Source organism: Arthrobacter sp. YN, from assembly GCF_002224285.1.
Lineage (GTDB): Bacteria > Actinomycetota > Actinomycetes > Actinomycetales > Micrococcaceae > Arthrobacter.
In genome coordinates, this window is the sequence record NZ_CP022436.1 from 2489050 (window position 1) to 2510957 (window position 21908).

Annotated in this window: 22 protein-coding genes and 1 pseudogene; 15 read left to right on the forward strand and 8 right to left on the reverse strand. The window is 60.5% G+C overall.

The window, feature by feature from the left end; translation table 11 throughout:
* The first annotated feature begins 101 nt into the window (after nucleotides 1-101).
* Both CGK93_RS23565 and CGK93_RS11255 read left to right on the forward strand, forming a co-directional pair.
* Nucleotides 102-554 (forward strand): hypothetical protein, encoded by a 453-nt coding sequence (locus CGK93_RS23565; RefSeq protein ID WP_157731774.1) that lies wholly within the window; start codon nucleotides 102-104, stop codon nucleotides 552-554.
* Between the two features lie 111 nt (nucleotides 555-665).
* A complete protein-coding gene (locus CGK93_RS11255; protein ID WP_089594897.1) occupies nucleotides 666-1064 on the forward strand; it encodes an SHOCT domain-containing protein in 399 nt (132 codons plus the stop codon).
* 67 nt (nucleotides 1065-1131) lie between these two features.
* On the opposite strand, the gene CGK93_RS11260 is transcribed toward CGK93_RS11255, so the two are convergent.
* Complete coding sequence (locus CGK93_RS11260; RefSeq protein ID WP_232481616.1) at nucleotides 1132-1605, reverse strand: potassium channel family protein; 474 nt, start codon at nucleotides 1603-1605, stop codon at nucleotides 1132-1134.
* Between the two features lie 284 nt (nucleotides 1606-1889).
* Between CGK93_RS11260 and CGK93_RS11265 the strand changes: the two genes are divergently transcribed.
* From CGK93_RS11265 to CGK93_RS24635, 7 genes and pseudogenes are all read left to right on the forward strand, one after another.
* A complete protein-coding gene (locus CGK93_RS11265; RefSeq protein ID WP_157731776.1) occupies nucleotides 1890-4463 on the forward strand; it encodes a helix-turn-helix transcriptional regulator in 2574 nt (857 codons plus the stop codon).
* A gap of 285 nt (nucleotides 4464-4748) precedes the next feature.
* Nucleotides 4749-5078: a hypothetical protein gene (locus CGK93_RS11270; RefSeq protein ID WP_089594900.1), complete on the forward strand. Its 330-nt coding sequence runs from the start codon at nucleotides 4749-4751 to the stop codon at nucleotides 5076-5078.
* A 61-nt stretch (nucleotides 5079-5139) separates the two neighbouring features.
* The gene (locus tag CGK93_RS11275; protein ID WP_089594901.1) at nucleotides 5140-5433 is read left to right on the forward strand and encodes a PLDc N-terminal domain-containing protein; all 294 of its coding nucleotides are present in this window, start codon (nucleotides 5140-5142) and stop codon (nucleotides 5431-5433) included.
* An 85-nt stretch (nucleotides 5434-5518) separates the two neighbouring features.
* Nucleotides 5519-6983 (forward strand): annotated as a pseudogene (gene cls / locus CGK93_RS11280) (cardiolipin synthase).
* A 35-nt stretch (nucleotides 6984-7018) separates the two neighbouring features.
* Nucleotides 7019-8167, forward strand: coding sequence for an AI-2E family transporter (locus tag CGK93_RS11285; protein ID WP_089594902.1), 1149 nt, complete (start codon nucleotides 7019-7021; stop codon nucleotides 8165-8167).
* An 86-nt stretch (nucleotides 8168-8253) separates the two neighbouring features.
* On the forward strand, nucleotides 8254-8871 hold the full coding sequence (locus CGK93_RS11290) for a GAP family protein (protein WP_157731778.1): 618 nt from the start codon (nucleotides 8254-8256) through the stop codon (nucleotides 8869-8871).
* 50 nt (nucleotides 8872-8921) lie between these two features.
* A complete protein-coding gene (locus CGK93_RS24635; RefSeq protein ID WP_089594904.1) occupies nucleotides 8922-9116 on the forward strand; it encodes a DUF2188 domain-containing protein in 195 nt (64 codons plus the stop codon).
* A gap of 225 nt (nucleotides 9117-9341) precedes the next feature.
* Here the strand turns inward: CGK93_RS24635 and CGK93_RS11300 are convergent, their stop codons facing one another.
* From CGK93_RS11300 to CGK93_RS11310, 3 genes are all read right to left on the reverse strand, one after another.
* On the reverse strand, nucleotides 9342-9797 hold the full coding sequence (locus tag CGK93_RS11300) for an LURP-one-related/scramblase family protein (protein WP_232481618.1): 456 nt from the start codon (nucleotides 9795-9797) through the stop codon (nucleotides 9342-9344).
* Between the two features lie 486 nt (nucleotides 9798-10283).
* Nucleotides 10284-11519, reverse strand: a complete 1236-nt coding sequence (locus CGK93_RS11305) for a cation:proton antiporter (protein ID WP_089594906.1) — start codon at nucleotides 11517-11519, stop codon at nucleotides 10284-10286.
* Nucleotides 11520-12109: 590 nt separating this feature from the next.
* Entirely contained in the window at nucleotides 12110-13030 is a 921-nt protein-coding gene (locus CGK93_RS11310; protein ID WP_089594907.1) for a helix-turn-helix domain-containing protein, read from the reverse strand.
* 205 nt (nucleotides 13031-13235) lie between these two features.
* Between CGK93_RS11310 and CGK93_RS11315 the strand changes: the two genes are divergently transcribed.
* The 5 genes from CGK93_RS11315 to CGK93_RS11335 all read left to right on the forward strand — a co-directional run bounded on the left by CGK93_RS11315 (nucleotide 13236) and on the right by CGK93_RS11335 (nucleotide 17953).
* Nucleotides 13236-14588: an ABC transporter substrate-binding protein gene (locus CGK93_RS11315; protein ID WP_089594908.1), complete on the forward strand. Its 1353-nt coding sequence runs from the start codon at nucleotides 13236-13238 to the stop codon at nucleotides 14586-14588.
* A 20-nt stretch (nucleotides 14589-14608) separates the two neighbouring features.
* Nucleotides 14609-15577: a carbohydrate ABC transporter permease gene (locus CGK93_RS11320; protein WP_089594909.1), complete on the forward strand. Its 969-nt coding sequence runs from the start codon at nucleotides 14609-14611 to the stop codon at nucleotides 15575-15577.
* Entirely contained in the window at nucleotides 15574-16488 is a 915-nt protein-coding gene (locus CGK93_RS11325; protein ID WP_089594910.1) for a carbohydrate ABC transporter permease, read from the forward strand. Before CGK93_RS11320 ends, CGK93_RS11325 begins: the two co-directional genes overlap by 4 nt.
* A gap of 22 nt (nucleotides 16489-16510) precedes the next feature.
* Nucleotides 16511-17572 carry an NAD(P)-dependent alcohol dehydrogenase gene (locus CGK93_RS11330; protein WP_089594911.1) on the forward strand — a complete coding sequence of 354 codons (1062 nt, stop codon included), beginning with the start codon at nucleotides 16511-16513 and terminating at the stop codon, nucleotides 17570-17572.
* A gap of 171 nt (nucleotides 17573-17743) precedes the next feature.
* On the forward strand, nucleotides 17744-17953 hold the full coding sequence (locus tag CGK93_RS11335) for a PfkB family carbohydrate kinase (protein WP_232481619.1): 210 nt from the start codon (nucleotides 17744-17746) through the stop codon (nucleotides 17951-17953).
* Nucleotides 17954-18013: 60 nt separating this feature from the next.
* On the opposite strand, the gene CGK93_RS24375 is transcribed toward CGK93_RS11335, so the two are convergent.
* Genes CGK93_RS24375 through CGK93_RS11350 form a run of 4 tightly spaced genes read right to left on the reverse strand, consistent with a single transcriptional unit; the run spans nucleotide 18014 to nucleotide 20825 of the window.
* Nucleotides 18014-18136 (reverse strand): hypothetical protein, encoded by a 123-nt coding sequence (locus tag CGK93_RS24375; RefSeq protein ID WP_269768476.1) that lies wholly within the window; start codon nucleotides 18134-18136, stop codon nucleotides 18014-18016.
* Nucleotides 18137-18190: 54 nt separating this feature from the next.
* The gene (locus tag CGK93_RS11340) at nucleotides 18191-18763 is read right to left on the reverse strand and encodes a flavin reductase family protein (RefSeq protein ID WP_089594913.1); all 573 of its coding nucleotides are present in this window, start codon (nucleotides 18761-18763) and stop codon (nucleotides 18191-18193) included.
* Nucleotides 18764-18765: 2 nt separating this feature from the next.
* Nucleotides 18766-19812: a methionine synthase gene (locus tag CGK93_RS11345; RefSeq protein ID WP_089594914.1), complete on the reverse strand. Its 1047-nt coding sequence runs from the start codon at nucleotides 19810-19812 to the stop codon at nucleotides 18766-18768.
* Between the two features lie 20 nt (nucleotides 19813-19832).
* Entirely contained in the window at nucleotides 19833-20825 is a 993-nt protein-coding gene (locus tag CGK93_RS11350) for a DUF1852 domain-containing protein (protein WP_089594915.1), read from the reverse strand.
* 120 nt (nucleotides 20826-20945) lie between these two features.
* On the opposite strand from CGK93_RS11350, the gene CGK93_RS11355 reads away from it, so the two are divergent.
* Nucleotides 20946-21887, forward strand: coding sequence for a LysR family transcriptional regulator (locus tag CGK93_RS11355; protein ID WP_089594916.1), 942 nt, complete (start codon nucleotides 20946-20948; stop codon nucleotides 21885-21887).
* Nucleotides 21888-21908 lie beyond the last annotated feature (21 nt).

Genomic DNA, 21908 nt, shown 5'->3' on the forward strand with positions numbered 1-21908 from the left:
CCTCAACGGGTGACGTTCACCCCGGAAACCAGATTGAGAATGATTCCAAGCGGCCACCATAAGGGCTGTGAAACGGCAGTCTACTTAGAAGGGAGCCTCACATGTCGAGACCGCACCGGGTCCTCGCGGGACCCATGGCAGTCGGATTGGCCATCGCGTTGCTTACAGGGTGCTCGTCCAGCCCACCGGCAGGTACCAGCACCAGCTCCGCCACTACGAGCAGCGCTAATACCGAAGAAGTCTGCACGGCAGCCGCTGCCCACAATACGGCTCTGACCAACTTCAGGAACCTGCTGACGCCTGAGGTGACCATCGATCAACTCCGGACTGCTCGGGACGAGGTGATCAGAACCTACGCTGTGCTCGAAAAGAAGGCGGAAAGTATTGCAGCAGACAGGGTTGCTGCCCTCAAAGCTGCTCAACGGAAGCTGGAGGCTGCTGTCAACGACGTCCGTGACCAGGCAACGGTTCCTGAGGCGGTCGCGTCGCTGAAGGACGAAGCAGCAGCTGTTGAGACCGCCTTGAGCGACCTCAACAAAGACGTCAAATGCTGAACATCATTTGTTCGGTGACGTCAGCGATTCACGCACCCGTTAGCTCATAACCGCCCACGGCAGCGTCCCTGAGAATGCTGCTCCACTTGATTGAGAGTCTGTGAGATCACAATGAGTTTCTTCGAGAGTTTTTGGGATATCTTCTGGTGGTTCTTCACCATCTACGCGTTCTTTGGATTTATGTACGCGCTGTTTGCGGTCATTGGCGATGTTTTCCGGGACCACAAACTTAACGGCTGGTTTAAAGCTCTTTGGCTTATTGCCTTGATCCTCGTTCCGTTCCTCACCATCCTGGTGTATCTGGTTGCCCGCGGTAACGGCATGACCAAGCGCTCCTTGGAGAGTGCCCGGGAACGCCAGGCCGCGGGGGAGGCTTACATCAGGAGCGTTGCCTCATCGAGTCCCGCCTCGAGTCCCAGCGATGAGATCAGCAAGGCGAAGGCCCTGCTGGACAATGGAACCATCACGGCGACTGAATTTGCAGCTATCAAGGCCAAGGTAGCTGTCTGAGTACACCTCGAAAGGCCGTAATTTGGATCGCGCCGGCAGACGTGTTTCTCGTTAGCCGACGCGGTCTTTACGTCTGCGGACGGGGACGACGCGCGGCGAAGAGGAATACTCGCCCCACCATGACGAGAACGCCAAGGCCGGCGATCATCTGTACTGTCACCACCGCGCGGGCCAGATCGGTGACCGGTGTAATGTCGCCGAACCCCACCGTGGCCAGGATGGTGCTCGTAAAGTACAGCCCATCGATCCGGTTGAGAGGTTCGCTAAACGCCAGTGGATCGGCCGTTGCCATGGAGACATAGAGCAGCGCGAAAAGGCTCAAAAACATGACGACGATCTGGACGATACCTTCGGCGGCGCGTACCAGCGGGGCTTCGGCGCCGGTGACCGTACGAACTTGAAACGTCATAGCTCCCAGGAACGCCACCGCGACCAACATCAGCCGGACCCAGGCGGCGGCAGGGTTCTCCTCGTTGAAACCATCCACCGGGATGAGGAAATACACCAGAAGAGTCGCGGCCACAATAACAGCAGTACGCATGATCGCCCCCAGGACTACTCGTCGCATTGCCCCTCGATCAATATCGGGGAACAGTGCTGGGAGCTTCGCGTTGGGCTGCCGGACCATGCCTCATGCTAACCCCGGCTGGCTTAACCCACCATGAAGACAGCGCAGGATTGGCTCCATGGTTTGGTCGTGCTGGCCCCGGTAGCTGCGAGGCCTTGATACAGATCCGATCAGGGCCTAGTCTTTGCCACGTGGGACATACATCCGGTAGCGGATTTAGGCCCAGTCCACTTTTCAAGATTCAGCCGCCCCGCATCGTGGACCCTGCAATCGAGCGTCCACGCCTTCTCGACGGCTTGTCTGTGGCAGCCGGTTCGCACCGGCTCATACTTGTCGAAGCCCCTGCAGGGTACGGCAAGTCCACACTCTTGAGCGACTGGGTGCGCGCCACGGACATGCCGTCGGCGTGGCTCAGCCTTGATCGCTTTGACTCACGGCCCGAAAGGTTGTTTCGCGGCGTCGTGGCTGCCATCCAATCGGCTGCCGCCCGGACATTCCCTGCGGTGGGCGAAGTTCTCATGTCCCAGGACCGCGCTGGCACGCTGGACGAAGCGTCATCCTATGACAAATTGCTGGGCGCCCTTGAGATGCTGGAGGAGCCTCTGGCGGTGGTCATTGATGATGTCCATTTGGCCGGGCCGGCGCTCGTGGATGGCATCGTAGGTGTACTCGCAAGGTCGGCACCTCCCACCTTGCGGTTGGTTCTATCAGGCCGTGACCACTCTTCGCTTCGACTGGAGAGGCTACGCTACAGCGGCGGCCTGGAGGAGGTCCGAACTGGGGAACTGGCCTTCACCCTCCAGGAAGCCACCCGGTTCGCTGAGGAACTCGGGCGGGTGCCGGACGTTGACGTGGAAGAGATTTGGGTTGCAACGGCGGGATGGCCGGTGGCTATTCACGCCGCGTTGTTAGGGATGCGACCTGAAGACATTGAGCCCGAGCGTGTCTCCACCGTGCTCTTGTCGGAGAGAGCGTTCACCGAATACATCGCCGAAGAGGTTCTTAGCCAGCTCGATTCTCCCCTGGCCGACTTCGTCTTGCGGGCCACCACATGCGACTGGCTGGAGAGGGGACTGGCCATCGAGCTGTCCGGGTTGCCTACCGCCGGGATCCTGCTCCAGGAGTGCCTCAGGAAAGGGCTCTTCATCGAGGAGACAGACTACCGCGGCGATGAGGCCGTTTATCATTGGCAGCCCCTGTTTGCCGCCCAATGCCGGGGGATACTGGAGTACCGGAACCCCGTTCTGGCCGAGCATCTTCATCGGGTCGCTGCCCGCTACTACCAGGACGTGGACGTGTCCGAAAGCGTGGGCCAGGCACTGATGGGGCGGGAGCCCCGGCAGGTCGTGGCAACTCTTGGATCCCATTGGCTTGAATACCTCCTGCGCAACGGTCTGTACGCACTTGAAGGGCTGTGCGTTGACTTGGCGCCTCCATGGAATGAGGACCCGGATGTCCTCCTGATCAGGTCCATGTGCCGTGCGCTTGCGGGCGACCTTTCCTCAGCGTCGGCCCTGACCCGGCGCGGACTCGCCGGTGTGAATGACACGGACACCGAACGCCGGCGCGGGTTCGAACTCTACGTGGACTTGCTGGGTCTCCTCCCCGCTGGAAGCGTCCCTCCGGTACCTCAACCCGTCGAAGAAACTCCAGCCATCAGCACCGGCGGCACCATTCATTCCGAGGAACTGTCTACGGCTGTCGTTGCGCGCGGACAGCTGGAAACCAGCGTGCCAGCGGAGAACCAACCAACAGCTGTCGTGGCCGTCCCAGCTGTGCGCGCGGTCCACAGCCGTGACGTGATCGTGGAAGAGCGGGCGATTTCGGCCTCTCGAATGGCACTGACTCTTGCAGCGGCCGGTGATCTGATGGGCGCCGAGAAGAATGCCCTGGCAGCGCTGGAAGCTGACCAGGACGCCGATGTGAGCGCGGAGGACAGGTTGGATGGCGCCTGGCTGGCGAGGGGAATCGCATGCTACTGGGTGGATGACATTGTGGGGGCCCGCACCCACCTGGACAAGATTCAGCATGCAGGGAAGAGCGTGACGTCGGCAGACAAGCTTTGCGCCTTCTACCGCGTCCTGGTTGACTGCGCAGGGGGCGATATCACCCAGATTGTTGCATCGCGCAGTCAGTTGGCCTCGGCTCAAAACCGGGGGCTCTTTGGGCCGTCCTGGCATGCTTTCTTGATCATGGCAGAGGCGAAACTTGCTGAGGTCAGCGGAGATTTGGCCGGAGCTTTGTCAATAGTTAAGCCCCTTGGCGTCGGAGGGCATCCACCGTTGGCGGACACGTTTCTTGCAGAACTGCTCAGGCGTGGGGGGCTGCTTGCTGAGGCGCAGCGCTGCACTAAGTCTGTGCCTGAAAATCAGCGCAACTCCTACACCGGTACAAGCCTGGCTCTGACCGAAGCGCTCTTGGCGAGTGAAGCAGGTGACATGACATGGGCTCATGAGCGGATTGAGCATGCAATCTCCCTCGCCGAGCCCCAGCGTGTGCTGAGACCGTTCGCTGAGCGGCGTGAGGACCTGGCGGCCTTACTCGTACAGCACGCTGTTTGGGGGACGGCGTACGAGGAATTCGTTGCCGAACGGATGACGCAGAGCCCGCATGGCGACAGCATGACGACTTTCCTGTACTGGAGCCTCACTGAGCGGGAGCGGGAAGTTCTCACTTACATGCGCTCAATGATGACCGCGGCCGATATCGGGAATGCCTTGTTCATCTCGGTCAACACCGTCAAGACACACCAGCGGTCGATTTACCGCAAGCTCGGAGCGGTCAGCCGGCGCGATGTCTTGAAGATCGCCGCAGCGCGGGGAATCATCTAGCCCTTCAGGCCTGGGCTGCGAGGCGAAGCCGTCAGTTTCACCCCCGGGGGGTGAGGACCAAGCCGTCCCGACTGCTGAGAATGAACGTATTGAGCCGTGCATCCTCGGTGGTGCTGTCGCAGGGCAGCAGGAAGGGAGTTCCCGATGCCGAAAGCCCGCGAAGCTTGGTCAGTTGGCGTGGCGCTAGGCCTGGCTATCGCACTGATGACCGCTTGTTCCCCCGGTACAACGACCGCGACGCCCAGTAGTGCCACCAGTGCGAGCAGCGCCAGCACAAAGGAACAGGTGGACACCGCCCTCCAGTGTGATGCTGCCACCGCATATAACGACTCGGTGGCAAAATTCAGGAGCACACTGACGCCCGGGGTAACAATTGAACAGCTTCGCTCGGCCAAGGACGACGTTGTCAGTGCTTACGTCCAGCTGCAGACAGCGGTCCGCAACATGGCCGACTATCGCATTGTGTCCGTGGAAGCAGCCCAGAAGAAGTTCGCCGACGCCGTGGACGATGTACGCGACCAAGCCACCGTACCCGAAGCCGTCGAATCACTAAGAAATGAAGCAGTGGACCTTCAAGCCTCGATCAGAGACCTTACAGCAGAGGTCAAATGTTGACGGCCGCTGGTCTAAGGCCGTCCGATAAATACCGTCACTCTAATGGGAGCTTGGGAATCTGATGAACTTCTTGGAGAACTTGTGGATCGCTATCGGAGGAATTATCGGGTTCCTCATTCTCTTCGGCTGCCTTTGCGCGCTTTTTACAGTGTTCGGCGACGTTTTCCGGGACCACACCCTCAGCGGTTGGGGCAAAGCGGGGTGGTCGCTGGTGTTGGTCTTCTTCCCGTTCCTGGGCGTCGTGCTCTACCTGATCTTCCGCGGCAGGGGCATGGATGAACGCGCGTCCGCCTCCGCGCCCCGTGCCAGCTATTTCGACCCGGGCAATCGGTACGACAACCGGTACATAATCTAAGACCGCAAGCATTAGTCCGTTCCAATGGGGCGGCTCTTCTGCTCGGGAATGCAGCCATCTCCCAACGTCATGCAGGGACGGATCAGTGTTCGACTATTTTCAGGACCTTGAACGAGCCACACTGCTCGTTGCAGCTGTCCATTTCGTGTTGGTTGCCGTGGCCGCCGTTCTCCTCGCCAAGAACCGCCGGCCATCGTCCGCGATTGCCTGGGTACTGGCCATTGTCTTCATTCCCATTCTCGGGGCCCTTGCTTTCCTGCTCGTGGGAAACGCGAAACTGCCCAAAGCGCGTCGCGACAAGCAGCGGGAGGCAAACGCGAGGGTGCTTGAGAGCACCAAGGTAGCCCTGCCGGTCAATCACGACGATGACTGGCCGGAGTGGCTGCATTCAGCGGTAGTGCTCAACCGAAACCTCGGTGCGTTGCCGATGGTTGGAGGCAACGCATTTGAATTGCTGGACGATTACAACGGCACGTTTGATTCGATGGTCAAAGCCATCGATTCGGCCCACTCGTACGTCAATGTGGAGTTCTACATTTTCGCCCGTGATGGTTCCACAGCGCCGTTCTTCGATGCCATGAAGCGGGCGGCCGGGAGGGGGTTACAGTCAGGGTTTTGTCAGATCACCTGTCCGGCCTCATGTACCCCGGGCGAAAGGAAACCCTTGAATTTCTGCGGGAGGCCGGCATCGAGTACTTCCCGATGTTGCCGCTGCTGCCTCTGAAGGGAAAGTGGCAGCGACCGGACCTCCGGAACCACCGGAAGATTGTGGTCGTTGACGGCATTGTGGGTTTCACGGGATCACAAAACCTTATTGACTCCAGTTACAACACGGAGAGTAACAAGAAGCGGGGCCTCAGTTGGCAGGAACTGATGGTCCGGGTGGAAGGACCGATAGTCCGCGAACTTGATGCCGTGTTTGTGACGGACTGGTACAGCGAATCGGGGTTATCCTGCCCCCGAACGCGAACCCGATAGTGGTCCGCGACGAACCTGGGCTTCTTGACGCGCAGGTCCTGCCCAGCGGGCCGAGTTTTGATAACGACAACAACCTGAAGTTGTACACGGCGCTGATCCACAAAGCAGAACGCCGTGTCAGTATCACCAGCCCGTACTTCGTGCCGGACGAATCCATCATGATGGCCATTCTCACAGCCGCCGCGCGTGGCCTCGATGTGGAACTTTTTGTCTCCGAAGTGGGAGACCAAGCACTTGTCTACCATGCACAACGGTCGTATTACGAGGCTCTGCTCCGTGCTGGTGTCCGGATCCACCTTTACCGCTCACCAAAGGTCCTGCACTCGAAGCACTTCACCATTGATGAAGAGGTGGCCGTCATCGGCTCCAGCAACATGGACGTTCGATCATTCGCCTTGAACATGGAGGTGTCGGTGCTGGCACACGGGCGGTGGTTGGTCGATGCCATGCGCCACGTCGAGGACGGATATCGCGCAAACAGCATCGAACTGCACCTTGATGACTGGATAAAACGACCCGCCAAGCAAAAAGTGTTCGACAACCTCGCCCGGCTCACGTCGTCCCTGCAATAGACGTCTACCAGCGGGGCCTATCAAAGGAGAACACCATGCGGCTGGAACCTTCTGACTCGGATCCGCCAGTCCTTCCTCGCAGCACGACCATCTTGCTTGCCCTGGGCGCAGCCACCGTAGCCGCTTTCGGAATCGCGGCGATCAAAGGGATTTTCACACCGGTGTTCCTGGCCTTTGTCCTTACGCTGTGCGTTCACCCCATCCGTCATAGGATGCATCGGCATGGCATTGGGCGGGGGATAGCCACCGCCACCACCATCGCCGCTGTTTTCGGGCTGTTAATCGCCTTCGCGGGTGTCCTGATTGCAGCTCTGGCGCAGTTCTCTGCACTACTCCCGCAATTCGCCCCTCAAATCCAACAATTAGGCGTGACGATTGCTGATGCATTGGACGCGGTCGGATTCGGCCCCGAGCAAACGCAGGCTATTCAGGATGGATTCGATCCGGGCCGCATTATCGGATTTGTCGGCGGTCTCCTCGGTGGCGCCACGGACCTCGTTGGCTCCCTGGTGGTCATCCTGACAATGCTGATCTTGATGGCAGTGGACGGCTCGCGTGTACCTGCCTTGCTTACCTACCTCAACCAATATCGCCCTGCACTGGTTTCTGCCCTGACAGGCTTCGGTGCCGCTGTCCGGCGATACATGGTGGCCACCACAATCCTGGGGATCGCCCAAGGCCTCTTCAACTGGCTGGTCCTGGTCCTCCTCCAAGTTCCAGGTGCCCTCCTCTGGGGCCTGCTGTCCTTCATTTGCAGCTTCATACCAAACGTCGGCTACTTCATCGCCATCATCCCGCCGCTCTTCTTCGGCTATCTCAGCGGCGGGTGGCCAACGGTAATTGGCGTGATCCTCGTCTTTGGCGTGATCAACAGCGCCATCCAATCCATCATTCAACCCAAATACATCGGCAACGCGGTCTCCCTTAGCGAGACGCTGACCTTCGTCTCCGTGCTCTTCTGGGCGTTGGTCCTAGGGCCGATGGGTGCCATCCTGGCAGTGCCTCTTACACTCCTAGTCCGGGCTCTGCTCTTGGACGCAGACACGTCCAAACCGTGGCGAAGAGCCCTTACCGGCGACAAGTCTGCACTCGAAGGCATCATGAAAGACGAGGACAGCAAGATCCGCGACCGACGAACCAGTCGAAGCACACGGCGTCCCGGTCCCGACGGGGTGACCGCATGACGTCACGCCTAGGTGCCGCTGGGGCCAGGTGAACTGCCATGCTGACCCTTTTTGCCGGCATGTTGCCCATGGCTCTAGCTGGAGCGATGAGTACTGTCCCTGTCAGCATCACCATCATGATCCTGTTATCCCCCAACGCCCACAGGGGCGCCCTGCCGTTCCTGATCGGCAGTATTTCCGGGTCCGCAGCCTTGGTGGGCCTGGCTGCGGCCAGCCTGCAGAACCTTCCGATAAGGGACGACAAGCCCCAGAATGTACAACTGGCGGTTGTCGGCCTGACTATGTCAGCACTGCTGGTCGGATATTCTCTCTACCTCTTCCGACGCCAGAAAAGGGCGGATAATGCGACGCTGGCCAAAATCAAAGCCGGGCTCAATTCGGCCCGTCCGTGGAAATTTGCGGTTTTGGGCCTGGCCCTGAACCTGCGCCCCAAGGCCGTACTGCTCTCCCTGACTGCGGGAGCGCTCATAGGAATCCAGAACCTTCAGCTATTGGCGGGGTCTATGTTCGTCCTTGGTTACGCGCTGGCCCTGCAGTTGGCAGTCCTCGTGCCCATCGTCCTCTGGCTTAGACGACCGGAGCACGCCGACGTAGTGCTGACAGCCGTCGATGCCTGGATGCAACGCAACAGCCAAGTCATCGCCGCGGCAACAGTCATGGCAATTGGGGCCGTCATCGCAGGGTTCAGCATCTCCCGGTTTTGACACCGAAGCCCTCCCAGGGAGAGGCATGGCTGTCGAGGAGGGAAGGAACAATGGTCAAGCCCGGGATTGAGACCTACTCCGAAGAGGAACAGTGGAGGAGCCGCCACCAAGGATCAGACCGGCCCTTCGCCATCGGTGGGACCAAGGCCGAGCAACAACAGCGGGGCAGAGACGCCGCCCAGCGCGAGGGCGTCGAGCACATCATCAAGAACCTTGACGGGACCGTCCACAAAAGCGACCCCTAACGTCACGGTCTATCCACGCACGCGGCATTCCGGTGATGGAAGGCGGGCCTGCTGTGCCCCACCACCGCGACACGGTCTTTGATTACGGCGGACCTATGCACCGGACATCGTTTCCGCCTCAGGACCGAAGCGCTCGTCAGCTCCGTCCGATCGCCGGCGCCGACTGGCACCACCCTTGGCCTGCCGCCGCAGGTGCAACCCCCGCCGTTAGGAATCATGCGCAACTTAGGTCAACGAATCGATGGCAACGGTGATCGACAGGATGAGCGGAACGTCCTGTCCCTGTGCGATTTCTATGCCGTAGGTTTCACGGATCCGGAACCACTTCTTGGAGATGTTTGCGATGATCTGGCCATCGCGCTCAATCTGGTACTCGTGGCCGACGAAATTGCCGCGCGCCTTCATCTCAGCACCGTCCTGCACATCGATGGCGAAGCGGGCCCGGAGCCCGAGCAGTGCCTTACTGATGGTGGCGGCGGTGCGGCCGTCCCGCTCGACGGCAACCTTGTCCCGGATTGAGAGTTTGCGCTCCTGGATTCGCGCCACTTCGTTCCCGGAAGCGTCCTCCAAGATGAATGTCTCCCGAACTCGGAGCGCCTTGCCGTTGACTTTATAAACGCGCCTGCCCTGGTCGTCTTCGATCCAGTAATCATCCCCAATTGACGCCAGTTTCTCGGACATTTGGAATCGCTGACCTAAGGGTTCTTGCGGCCGGTTCTGAAATAGACCCATGCCCTGACCATAGATCCGCTTCCCCAGCTGGTGCCTCACCCGGTCCGGATGAAAGCGGGGCCTTGAAGGCGTCACCCGGTCAGCTAGCACCAAGGCCGGATCACCTTCAGTGCTGCCACTACCTGCCCAACCCCAAGTCACCGATTCTGGTTCCGGCGCCCACGCGATACTCTCAGTCCCACGGGCGGATTGAAAGGCTGGCCACCGCTCACGACGCTGGCCAGCATGAAACGAGGCCGCCAGCAGCAGATGCCGGGCCTGCACCTCGGAGGAGGAACACCATGGGTTTTTGAGACAAGGCCGGGAATGCGGCCAGAAAGCCAGCGGGCAAGTTCAAAGAAGCCACAGGTAGAGCAACTGGTGACGACCGATAGCACCAAGCAACTCTCGGTGAAGCGCTGATTTGCGCTTCCTGCCTGTTCAGGACATTGGTTACTAGTGGCTGTCGGGCAGAGCGTCGCTGTGATGGAGAGCATAGCGACGACCGATAGGACCAGCTGATACTCCGTGAAGTATCACACTCAAGAGCACGGTGAAACTGACAACGGAAATAGCCTGTCGGACTGGCTCCGAATCGCCAAGCTCTTCGATTGCCAGCAGCGCAAACACGATCGAGGCGAGGCCGCGTGGCCCGAACCATCCCACAAATAGCACCGTTGACCGGTCCAACCCTTTTCTTACTAGTGCCAGCGCTACTGGAACCATCCGGATGAGTGTCAGGCTCGCGACCGCGTAGAGCAAGGTCCACCCGGAGAAGAGCTCGAAAACAACCGGTACAAGCGCTGCACCGAATAGGAACCAAACGCCGAACGCGAGCAATTCCCCGAGCAGTTCCGGGAGTTCGCTCAGTTCGTGCTGTTGATCGGTGCCCGGCTCAAGGGCGGCACTGAACGCGATTCCCGCGACGAAGGCTGCTATGAAGCCATTGCCGTCAAAGGTCACAGCCCCAGCGAAGCTGCCGAGGGCTGCAGCCAATGTTGCAAGACGTCGACCACCGGAACTCATCCAGTTGCGGCGCGAAGCGAAGGCAATGAGTTTGGCGCCGCCCCAGCCGAAAACGACGCCAACAACTGTCCCTATCCCCATTTCCAGGAGCGGTCGGATGATGATGTCATCATGGTCGCCACCGTTGGTGTCGAGCTGCCCCGCCACCAACGCAAGCGCGAATACGACAATCGGGGTTGCGATTCCATCGTTGAGGCCACTCTCGACGGTGATTACGCGGCGCACGCGCGTGGGAATCCGCTTGTCGTTGATCACCTGGGCGCTAAGCGCAGCATCAGTAGGGGCAAGGGCGGCGCCGACAAACAGCGCCAGTGCCCAACTGAAGTCACCGAAGAGCACAACAGCGGCCAACGTGCCCAAAATCAGAGTAAGTGGGAGGCCGATCGCCAACAGGCCCGCCGGCACCCGAAAGTCGTGCTTCAAGTCAGCAACGTTCACCCTCACCGCGTCGGAAAACAGCAGCATCGCCAGCGTCAACTCGGCTAGAAGATGGACCGACGGGGCCTCGACGTCGATCGGAATCGGGCCCCAGTATTGGTTCCCGAGCAGGAAACCGGCAAGCGTTAACACAAAGGGGCCAGTGATATTCCATCGAGCAAGTCGTTTTGAGGTCACTGCCCAGCCAAAGATAATCAACATCAGAATAGCGAAAGCCGACTCCGTCATCAGTTTGACCTCCCGATTATCGAGGGCTCATGGGCACGTCGCGACCCGATCTATATAGTGACGATAGCTCTGCGTATTGTTGACGGCATGACCCTTGACGGATGAGATCTCCGATCCCAGGCAGCAGCGGGAGCGTCCAAGCTCTGGAAGGCACCACATCGGCGACGGCCTGGTAGCCGCGCCCGTTTTCAGTCGCAGGACACGAGTGCGTCGAGAGGCTTCGATTGGCGTGTGTACATTCTGGTTGGTCGGGTCCCTCTGACACTGGCCGCGGGGTGTGCCTGGGGCCGCTGGTCGCCTGTTTGGTTGCGGGAACGGGTCCAGGGCCGTGGCTGGTGGGCCCTCCACTTCCTGTGAACTGGGGCCATGGGTTCCTCTCTTGGTTCGTCCTGTAGGTCGTGGTTGACCTACACCTCTTCATGGGGAGGGAGAGTGTTCTTGGTGTGAGAAGACCGGGCTGACCGATGCTTTGTCAGGCCAATCTAAGTGTGAACGTTGTCCACACTTAGATCTTCATTATTTGGGCTGCTTGCATCCATGGGCTTTCTTTCCCGCGGCCTACATCTGCTCACGCATCTGAGTGGCCCTCGCTACATGACGCGCTGCCTGAACTGCCGTGGCGTCTCACCAACTTCCCTGAGGAACTGCCGGTTGAAGTTGGAAAGGTTGCTGAAGCCCACCTCGTAGCAAATGTCCGAGACCGGTTTCTCGCTGCGTTCCAGCAGGCGCCGTGCGTGAGCCAGTCGCAGTTTCCGAACCAGGTCCGTGAAGTTTTGCCCGGTGGCTCGTTTGAAGTATTTGGAGAATGTGGGCTCGGCCATACCCACCATGGCTGCCGCCTCTGCCATGGCGACACTGCCGGCATGGTTGCTGAAGACGTACTCGAGAACGATGTCCACGACTGCTTCTGCTTGGCCGTCCAATTGCGGTCGGAACCATTCATCGGCGAGGTATTTACGATCATGCTCGGGCGCCCGGGAAAGGGTGGCAAACAATGCCAGCAGGTGATGCAGACGCTCCAATCCGGTGGAGGTGCCCATGGCTTCTATAGAGCCGGCTGCCACTTGTGCCGTCTGGCCAAAGAATTCGATGCCCCGGGCAGACTGTTCCAACAACGGCCTTACTTCAGCCAGTTCAGGCATCAGAACGGCTGCTTGCTCCACCCACTTCCCGTCGAACTGGATCACGGCATCGCGATTTTGGAGCAGTTCCCCTGGTTCGATATCGCTGACCCAATCATGGGGGAGCCCGGACCCAATCAGAGAGACGTGCCCGGCTTCGAAGGTGCCGATATGGTCGCCGACAATGAATTTTCCCGATCCTTTTCGGATGAGGTGGATTTCGTACTCGGGGTGATAATTCCAGCGAGCTACCGGGCTGGGGTAGTCATGCTGGTGCCAACGGACCGAATGGTTCGGATCTTCGGGGATCACTTCGCGGTTGGCGCGCATCCCAGTAAGCCGCTGGGCCAGGCGCGCCGCAGCGCCGTCGCCCGGAGGGGTGGAACTCATGGGGGCCTCCAATAGGAGAGGGAAAATAAGTATCAGTATGCGTCATCAAGGACGCTAGTTGTGCCCCACCCCACACGCCTAATGTTGACGAAGACGGCGAGGCGCCCCGGATACCCGGACGAATGCCCCGCTCCGGTCTTGTACTTCCACGCAGTAGTAGGAGTGCGGAGACTGCGCACCCCCATGAAGAACGAAGGAGTCCTCAATGCGCCCAAAAACACGTGCGGCAGCCCTTGCAGCCGGCGCCCTGTGCGTCGCGCTATCTGCCACGGCCTGTGCCGGAGCGGGCGGAACCGGAGCTGGTGACCAGAACAGCATCAGCGTCCTGATGGTGAACAACCCGCAGATGGAAGACCTGCAGAGGCTCACTGCGGATAACTTCACCAAGGAGACGGGCATCCGCGTGAACTACACGGTGTTGCCGGAGAACGACGTCCGGGCGAAGATCAGCCAGGAGTTCTCCAGCCAGGCAGGCCAGTACGACGTCGCTTCACTGTCCAACTACGAGATCCCGTTCTACTCGGCCAATGGCTGGTTGGCGCCACTCGACAACGTGGCCAAGGATCCTGAGTTCAAGCAGGACGATATTCTGCCGGCCTACACCGCGTCCCTCACCGGCACTGACGGCAAGCTCTACGGTGAACCGTTCTATGGTGAATCGTCCTTCCTGATGTACCGCAAGGACGTCTTCGACGCCAAGGGCCTCACCATGCCGGAGAAGCCCACCTGGGACCAAGTGGCCGACCTCGCCGCAAAGGTGGACGGGGCAGAACCAGGGATGAAGGGGATCTGCCTGCGTGGCCAGCCGGGGTGGGGACAGGTCTTCGCGCCGCTGACGACCGTGGTCAACACGTTCGGTGGTACGTGGTTCGACAAAGACTGGAACGCGAAGGTCAATTCGCCCGAGTTCACCGAAGCAACAGAGTTCTACACCAAACTGGTCCGTGAGCATGGTCAGGCCGGTGCAGCCCAGGCAGGCTTCACCGAATGCCTGAACAACCTGACGCAAAGCAAAGTGGCCATGTGGTACGACGCAACCTCGGCCGCCGGCGCCTTGGAGGCGGAGGCCTCGCCGGTGAAGGGGAAGATCGGTTACGCCCAGGCCCCGGTGAAGGAAACCGCATCCGCCGGCTGGTTGTGGACGTGGTCGTGGGCTTTGCAGGCGGCGTCCAAGAAGAAAGGTCCGGCTGAAAAGTTCATCGCGTGGGCCAGTTCCAAGGAATACGAAGAACTGGTGGCCTCCAAACTCGGCTGGGCAAAGGTGCCGTCAGGCAAGCGCATCTCCACCTACGAGAACGCCGACTTCCAAGACGCTGCCCCCTTCTTCGAAGCCGAACGCTTTGCGATCGAGAATGCAGACCCTAAGAACCCCGGCGTCCAGGAGCGACCCGCCGTCGGCATCCAGTTCGTCGGCATCCCCGAGTTCGCCGCGCTTGGCACCAACGTCTCCCAAGGCGTCAGCTCTGCCATTGCCGGTCAAGGGAGCGTGGCCGAGGCACTGGCCAAGGGCCAGGAAGCCGCGCAAAAGGTCGGCGACAAGTACAAGAACAAGCAATAACCGAACCGCAGGAGAACATCATGACTACCGCAACGGCGCGCATCTCCCGCCCGGGACATGCCATAGCCAAACCATCACGAAACAAAGCAACGCGGGAACGCGCACTGGCCTGGGCGCGGCGTGCACCGCTGCTTCCAGCCCTGATCTTCCTCATCATCGTCACGCAGCTCCCGTTCGTGGTGACACTGATCATCTCGTTCCTGAACTGGAACAGCCTGAGCCCCGGCACCACGGGTTTCGCTGGCTTCGAGAATTACGTCACGGTCCTCACCGATCCCGACCTCCGCCAAGCAATCTTCACCACCATCCTCCTCACAGTTGCCGTGGTCCTGGCCAGCCTGGTCGTCGGCCTGGGCCTGGCCCTGCTGCTGGACAAGAAATTCATCGGACGCGGATTGGCAAGGACGCTGCTGATTGCCCCGTTCCTTGTGGTGCCCGTGGCCGCTGCCCTGATCTGGAAGCACGCACTGCTCAATCCCACGTACGGATTGATCAACGGTGTCCTGACCTGGATCTGGTCCCTGTTCGGCAGCGACACTCCTCCGCAGTTGGACCTGCTGTCCCAAGCGCCGCTGATGGCGGTCATCATCTCGCTGGTGTGGCAGTGGACGCCGTTCATGATGCTCATCTTGCTCGCCGGTCTTCAGTCACGGCCCATGGACACCGTGGAAGCAGCCCAAATGGACGGTGCAACGCCGTGGGCCATATTCCGGCACCTGACCCTGCCCCATCTTCGCCAGTATCTGGAGCTTGGTGGTCTTCTCGGCGCGATCTATATCGTGCAGAACTTCGACGCAGTCTTCACCCTCACCGCGGGCGGACTCGGCACAGCCAATCTGCCCTACGCGATCTACCAGACGTTCTACTTCGCCAACGAATACGGGCTTGCCTCCGCGGCCGGCGTTGTGGTTGTCATTGGCACCATCCTTGTGGCGACCTTCGCCCTCCGCACCGTTTTCTCGCTATTCAAGAAGGAGGCAGCACGATGAGCACACTCAGTCCTGCCGCAGCCCGCATCACGCCTGAAAAATCCAGCACGCCAGCCGGCCTCCGTCGTCGCGGCAAGTCCCGGATGGACCCCACCCGCAACAACACAGCCGCCGGAATCGCAGCCTGGCTGCTGGCACTGCTTTTTGCCACACCGGTCCTGTGGATGATCCTGACCTCCTTCCACTCCGAAACCGATGCCGCAACCAACCCGCCCTCCATCGCGGCGAACCTCACCCTGGACGCCTACAAGGAGTTCTTCGGGGAAGCATCAGGTGTCAGCCCGTGGCCATCATTGATCAACTCCGCTACCGCTTCCATCCTGTCAACGGTCCTCGTCCTCATCCTTGCCATTCCGGCCGCTTATGCGCTGTCCATCAAGCCAGTGAAGAAGTGGACCGACGTCATGTTCTTCTTCCTGTCCACCAAGATGATGCCCGTCGTGGCAGCGATCCTTCCGTTGTACCTCTTCGCAAGGACCGTAGGCGCTCTGGACAACATCTGGTTCCTCATCCTGATGTACACCTCCATGAATCTCCCCATCGCGGTATGGATGATGCGCTCCTTCCTCGCCGAGGTTCCAGTGGAAATGCTGGAAGCAGCGCAGATCGACGGAGCCAACCTCATCGTCACGCTCCGCAAAGTCATTGCACCCGTAGCAATGCCCGGGATCGCGGCGACAGCGCTGATCTGCTTCATCTTCAGTTGGAACGAACTGCTGTTGGCGCGGGTACTCACTGGAGTCGTCGCCGGAACCGCACCTGTTTTCCTGACCGGTTTCGTCTCAGGCCAAGGTCTCTTCCTCGCCAAGGTCTGCGCCGCCGCCGTCGTCATTTCGCTCCCCGTACTGTTCGCCGGCTTCGCCGCCCAGGACAAGCTTGTCCAAGGTCTCTCGCTCGGCGCGGTTAAGTAACCAACTCCAAAGGATTCCGATCATGACTACCTCAACCACCCGAACCCCTCTGCTCGGCCCGCCTGAACTGCCAGCCACCATGCGCGCCGCCATCCTGCAACGGCAGGGAGAGATGACAATGGAGACGCTGCCCATTCCACACCTTGAAGCGGACCAGGTCCTGGTGCAGGTTTCCGCCGTCGGAGTTTGCGGAAGCGATGTTCACTACTACGAGCATGGCCGGATCGGCGATTACGTGGTGGACCACCCTCTGATCCTCGGCCACGAACTCGCGGGGCGGATTGCCGCCGTCGGAAGTTCTGTGGACCCCGCTCGCATCGGTGCGAGGGTCGCCGTCGAGCCCCAACGCCCGTGCCGGACCTGCAAGCAGTGCAAGGCCGGACGCTACAACCTCTGCCCGGAGATGAAGTTTTACGCGACGCCGCCCGTGGACGGGGCATTTGTCGAATACGTCACCATTCAAAGCGACTTCGCGTACGACATCCCGGACAATGTCAGCGACGAGGCCGCAGCCCTGATCGAACCTCTCTCGGTAGGACTCTGGGCGTGTGAGCGGGCAGAGATCAAGCCCGGCAGCCGGGTCCTGATTGCCGGCGCCGGTCCCATCGGCATTATCGCCGCGCAAGCCGCACGGGCCTTCGGTGCAAGCGAAATTTACATCACGGACATCGCCGGGGACCGCCTCGCTTTTGCCTTGGAACACGGTGCGACGCACGCGTTGAACGCGAAGACGGACAGCGTGGAAGGGCTCGACGTCGATGCGTTCATTGACGCTTCCGGCGCACCTCAGGCCGTCCGTTCCGGAATCAAGGCCGTGGGGCCGGCAGGCCGAGTGATCCTGGTGGGGTTGGGGGCGGATGACGTTGAACTGCCTGTTTCTTACATCCAGAACCGCGAGATCTGGCTCTCCGGCGTGTTCCGCTACACCAACACATGGCCGCTCGCCATCCAGTTGCTCGCTGATGGCAAAGTAGATCTGGACATCCTGATCACCGGAAAGTTCGGGCTCGCTGACTCCGAGTCAGCACTCAAAGCGGGCAAGCAGCCGGGGCAGCTCAAAGCCGTGGTGTACCCGGGCCGATGAGTCACACGGATCTTTTAGTCACGGTGGTTGGGGAATCGCTGGTGGACGTCATCAGAGATCCCCACGCGGCTACGTCCCAGGCGCATCCCGGCGGGAGCCCGCTGAACGTCGCCGTTGGTGTTTCACGGCTCGGCATGCGGACCAATCTTGTTACGTGGTGCGGCCGGTCCCGTGGTTCTCACGCAGCAGGGTCGGGTGGAGATGCCTGCCGAGGGCGTTGTGGTGGCGGATACCGTGGGGGCGGGGGACTCGTTCATGGCTGGGCTCATCTGGGGTCTGGCCCAATTGAGTGCTCTCGGTGCGGAAGGCAGGGAGAAGCTGAACGCGTTATCCGAGGACGAGCTGTTGCTTGTGGCCGCGTATGCCAACCGGGCCGACTAGCGGTTCGCTTCGGTGTCCTCGGAGACACGATAGGACTCATCGATCGCCAGTACGGTGCCGTTAAAACGCTTCCGGTGGGAGCTTCTCGAAGGCGAACCGAAGCGTCGCATGCGGGAGACCAAGGTTGCACTTCAGGAAGTCGATGGACGCTCCGATGCTAACGAGGACGACGACGGGAGTCATGCTCCCGCCGTCGTGCGCCGTTCGGCTTGCTGCCTCACATTGTTGGCGCGGCGCTCAGCCTTCATGCTTGGAATGCTCGCCCAGACGGTGCCATGAGCGGTTGTGGTAGACCAGAGCGTCGCCGGGTTCCCCCGCTTGGACGTCACGCATCACGCGGGACTCCAGGGCGTGAACGGCGATGATGCTGGAGGTCCCCACCTCCATGCGATTGGTGACGGCGCAGCGCACCCAGGCGCGGACATCGTCATAAACCGCTTCGCCGGTTGCAAGGGTCGACCAGCGGTGCGTCTGGTCAAAGCGGTCGGCGCCGGGGGTCGCTCCAAACTTCGCCAAGTCGATGTCGTGCGCGTCCAGTAGGTGCACGACGACGGTTTCGGCGCGCGAAAGCACCTCAGACGCAGAGGACAGTGCCGAGACCGAGAAAATCAGCAACGGAGGTTCCGCACTCACTGACACGACCGACGATACCGTCAGTGCCACCGGTCCTTCGCCGGCATCCGCCGTGATGACGGCGACACCTCCCGGGTGGCCACGGAACAGTGCTTTGAAGTCGTCGGCCGAGAGGGAGGAGGGGAAGCCTGGCTTGGGAGCCTCGAGCCAGGTGTCTGGGGGGTAAGCGTGAAACATCGTTAGGACACCTTGGGTGCGGAGCGGGCGAGTTCCTCGCGAATGATGTTCGTCCCTGCGCTGAGAGCACTCAGCTTGGCCAGTGCGACGTCCCGGGGGAACGGTGCCATGCCGCAGTTGGAGCTGGCGATGAGCTTGTCCGCATCGACGAACTGCAGGGCCTTGCGGAGGGTGTCGGCGACCTCCTCCGGGGTCTCTATGGTCTCGCTTGCGACGTCGATTGCCCCGAGCATGACTTTCTTGCCGCGGAGGAGCTCGATGAGGTCCATGGGCACGTGGGAGTTCTGGGATTCCAGCGAGATGATGTCGATGCTGGAGCTCTGGAGCAGCGGGAAGGTTTCCTCGTACTGCCGCCACTGTGAGCCGAGCGTCGCCTTCCAGTCAGTATTCGCCTTGATCCCGTAGCCGTAGCAGATATGCACGGCGGTCTCCGCACGCAGCCCTTCTGCCGCTCTCTCAAGCGCAGCCACGCCCCAGTCCTTGACCTCATCAAGGAAAACATTGAACGCGGGCTCATCGAACTGGATGATGTCCACGCCGGCCGCCTCCAGTTCCTTCGCCTCCTGGTTCAGGATCGCAGCGAACTCCCAGGCCAGCTTCTCGCGGCTCTTGTAGTGGTCATCGAAGAGCGTGTCCACCATGGTCATTGGACCGGGAAGAGTCCATTTGATCGGCCGGTCGGTGGTTGCGCGGAGGAACTTTGCGTCTTCGACGAATACCGGACGCTCACGGCGCACCGCTCCTACGACGGTGGGCACGCTTGCGTCGTAGCGATCGCGGATGCGCACGGTCTTGCGCTGTTCAAAGTCGACCCCACTGAGATGCTCGATGAAGGTGGTGACGAAGTGCTGGCGGGTTTGCTCGCCATCGCTGACGATGTCGATGCCGCGTCGGCTCTGCTCGTGGATTGCGATGCGCAGCGCGTCCTGCTTGCCCTCGAGCAGCGCATCTCCCTCCAGTTTCCACGGGGACCAAAGAGTCTCCGGCTGTGCGAGCCACGATGGTTTGGGCAGGCTTCCGACAACGGTGGTGGGCAAAAGTGTGTTCATGATTGACGATTCTCCGTGGGTCAGTTGACGAGAGCGGGGTGTTTGGCGGTCCACTGGTCCAATAGATCCTTGTGGGGCGTGATGAAGTGTTCCTCCGTGTACTTCGCCTGCGTGATCGCGAGCTGACTGCGCTCGACGCGGTCATAAGCGATCTGGGTCCGCGAGTAATCCTGTTCTCCCAGGCTCGGCTGGTAGACGTGGGCGGCGGCGGAGTTCGCATTGTAGATCTCCGGGCGGTAGATCTTCTGGAACGTCTCCATGGTGCTGATCGTGCCGATGAGCTGCAGGTTGGAGTAGTCGTTGAGCAGGTCGCCCCGGAAATAGAAGGCGAGCGGCGCCACGCTGCCGCGTGGCATGAAGTAACGGACCTGCAGCCCCATCTTTGCGAAGTACGCGTCCGTCAGTGAGAACTCGTCCTGCTGGTACTCGACGCCCAGGACCGGGTGACGGTTCTCCGTTCGCCGGTACGTCTTGCTCGTGGAGACGCTGATGCACACCACTGGCGGCTGCGGGAAGCGTTCCTGGCATGCCGGGGAATCGAGGAATTGCTGGAACAGTTTGCCGTGAAGATCGCCGAAGTCCTCGGGAACGGTGGGCTTGCCTGACTCCGCTGCTGCCGCTGGCAGTACGACGCTGAAGTCGAAGTCACGGACGTAGGAGGAGAAGTTGTTCCCGACGATCCCTTGGTGGCGGACCCCGTTTAGTTGGTCAACAATCTGGATGTCGAGAACCTCGAACAGCGGGAACTGCTGATCCGTACCTTCCGCAGTGAACTCTATCTGCACGGAAACGATCTCAAGCTCGAGCGTGTAACGGTCCCGGTCCGGGTTGTCCCAGCTTGCGAGATCGTTGAAACGGCGCCGAATCATGGTCAAGGCGTTGCTGAGGTTCTCCTGGCGGTGCTCGCCCCGTGCCAGGTTGGCGAAATTAGTCGTGATCCGGGAGCCCTCCGACGGGGAGTAGTCCTCGTCGAAGGGGGTCGTGCTGATGCTGAAGGTGAAGTCGTCTGCCATGTCCTGCCAATCCGTTGATGGGCCGGAGACGGCCTTTCAGAAGGTGATGTATCCATGGTGCAACCTTCCTGTAGGTATCGGGTAACTAGGCATTACTATGCATTCATATAGACTTTCCCTATGCCCCAACTTTCGAGCGGACTCACCCTGCAGCAACTCCGCTACTTCATAGAAGTCGCAGCTGAGGGGTCGATCTCCGCCGCCGCCGATCTTCTCTACGTAGCGCAGCCCACCATGTCCGCAGCGATGAAGGACCTCGAGGCCCGGGTAGGCCGTTCACTCCTGGTTCGCTCAGCCCGCGGAGTCACCCTCACCGCCGACGGCGTAGAGTTCCTCGGCTACGCGCGGCAGGTCGTGGAGCAGTTCGCTCTCCTCGAGCAGCGCTACCTTGGCAGGCCGCCACGGCGACGTCTGCTCGGGGTGTCAACGCAGCACTACTCGTTCGCGGTAGACGCCTTCGTCAGGATGGTCAAGGCCACCGATGTGGCTGAATACGAGTTCTCGCTGCGTGAGTCCCGCACCTGGGACATTATCGAGGATGTCCGGACGCTCCGCAGCGAGATAGGCATCCTCTACCGGAACGAATTCAACCGGAAGGTCATCGACAAGCTGCTCCGGGAATCCGGGCTCGCGTTCACTCCGCTTTTCCTCGCCGATCCGCACATTTTCATTGCACGGAACAACCCGCTCGCCTCAAAAGAGCGCGCGACTCTCGCCGATCTCGCCGGCTTACCGCGGCTAACCTTCGATCAAGGTGCGAACAACTCCTTTTACTTCGCCGAGGAGATTCTCTCCACGTTGTCCAGTAAGCAGGAGATCCGGGTTTCCGACCGTGCCACGATCTTCAACCTCATGATCGGGCTCCACGGCTACACGATCTCGACGGGCATCATCAGCGGGCAGCTGGACCCGGAGATCGTCGCCATCCCGCTCGACGTTGACGAACGCATAGAGATCGGCTGGATCGGCCACGCCGCGATTCCTCTCACCGACCAAGCGCAGCACTACCTCAAGGAATTGCGGGCCGTCGTCGCTGAGTTCGGCGTAGCGCTACTCGACTGACTGCAGTTGAGCGGGCGGGTA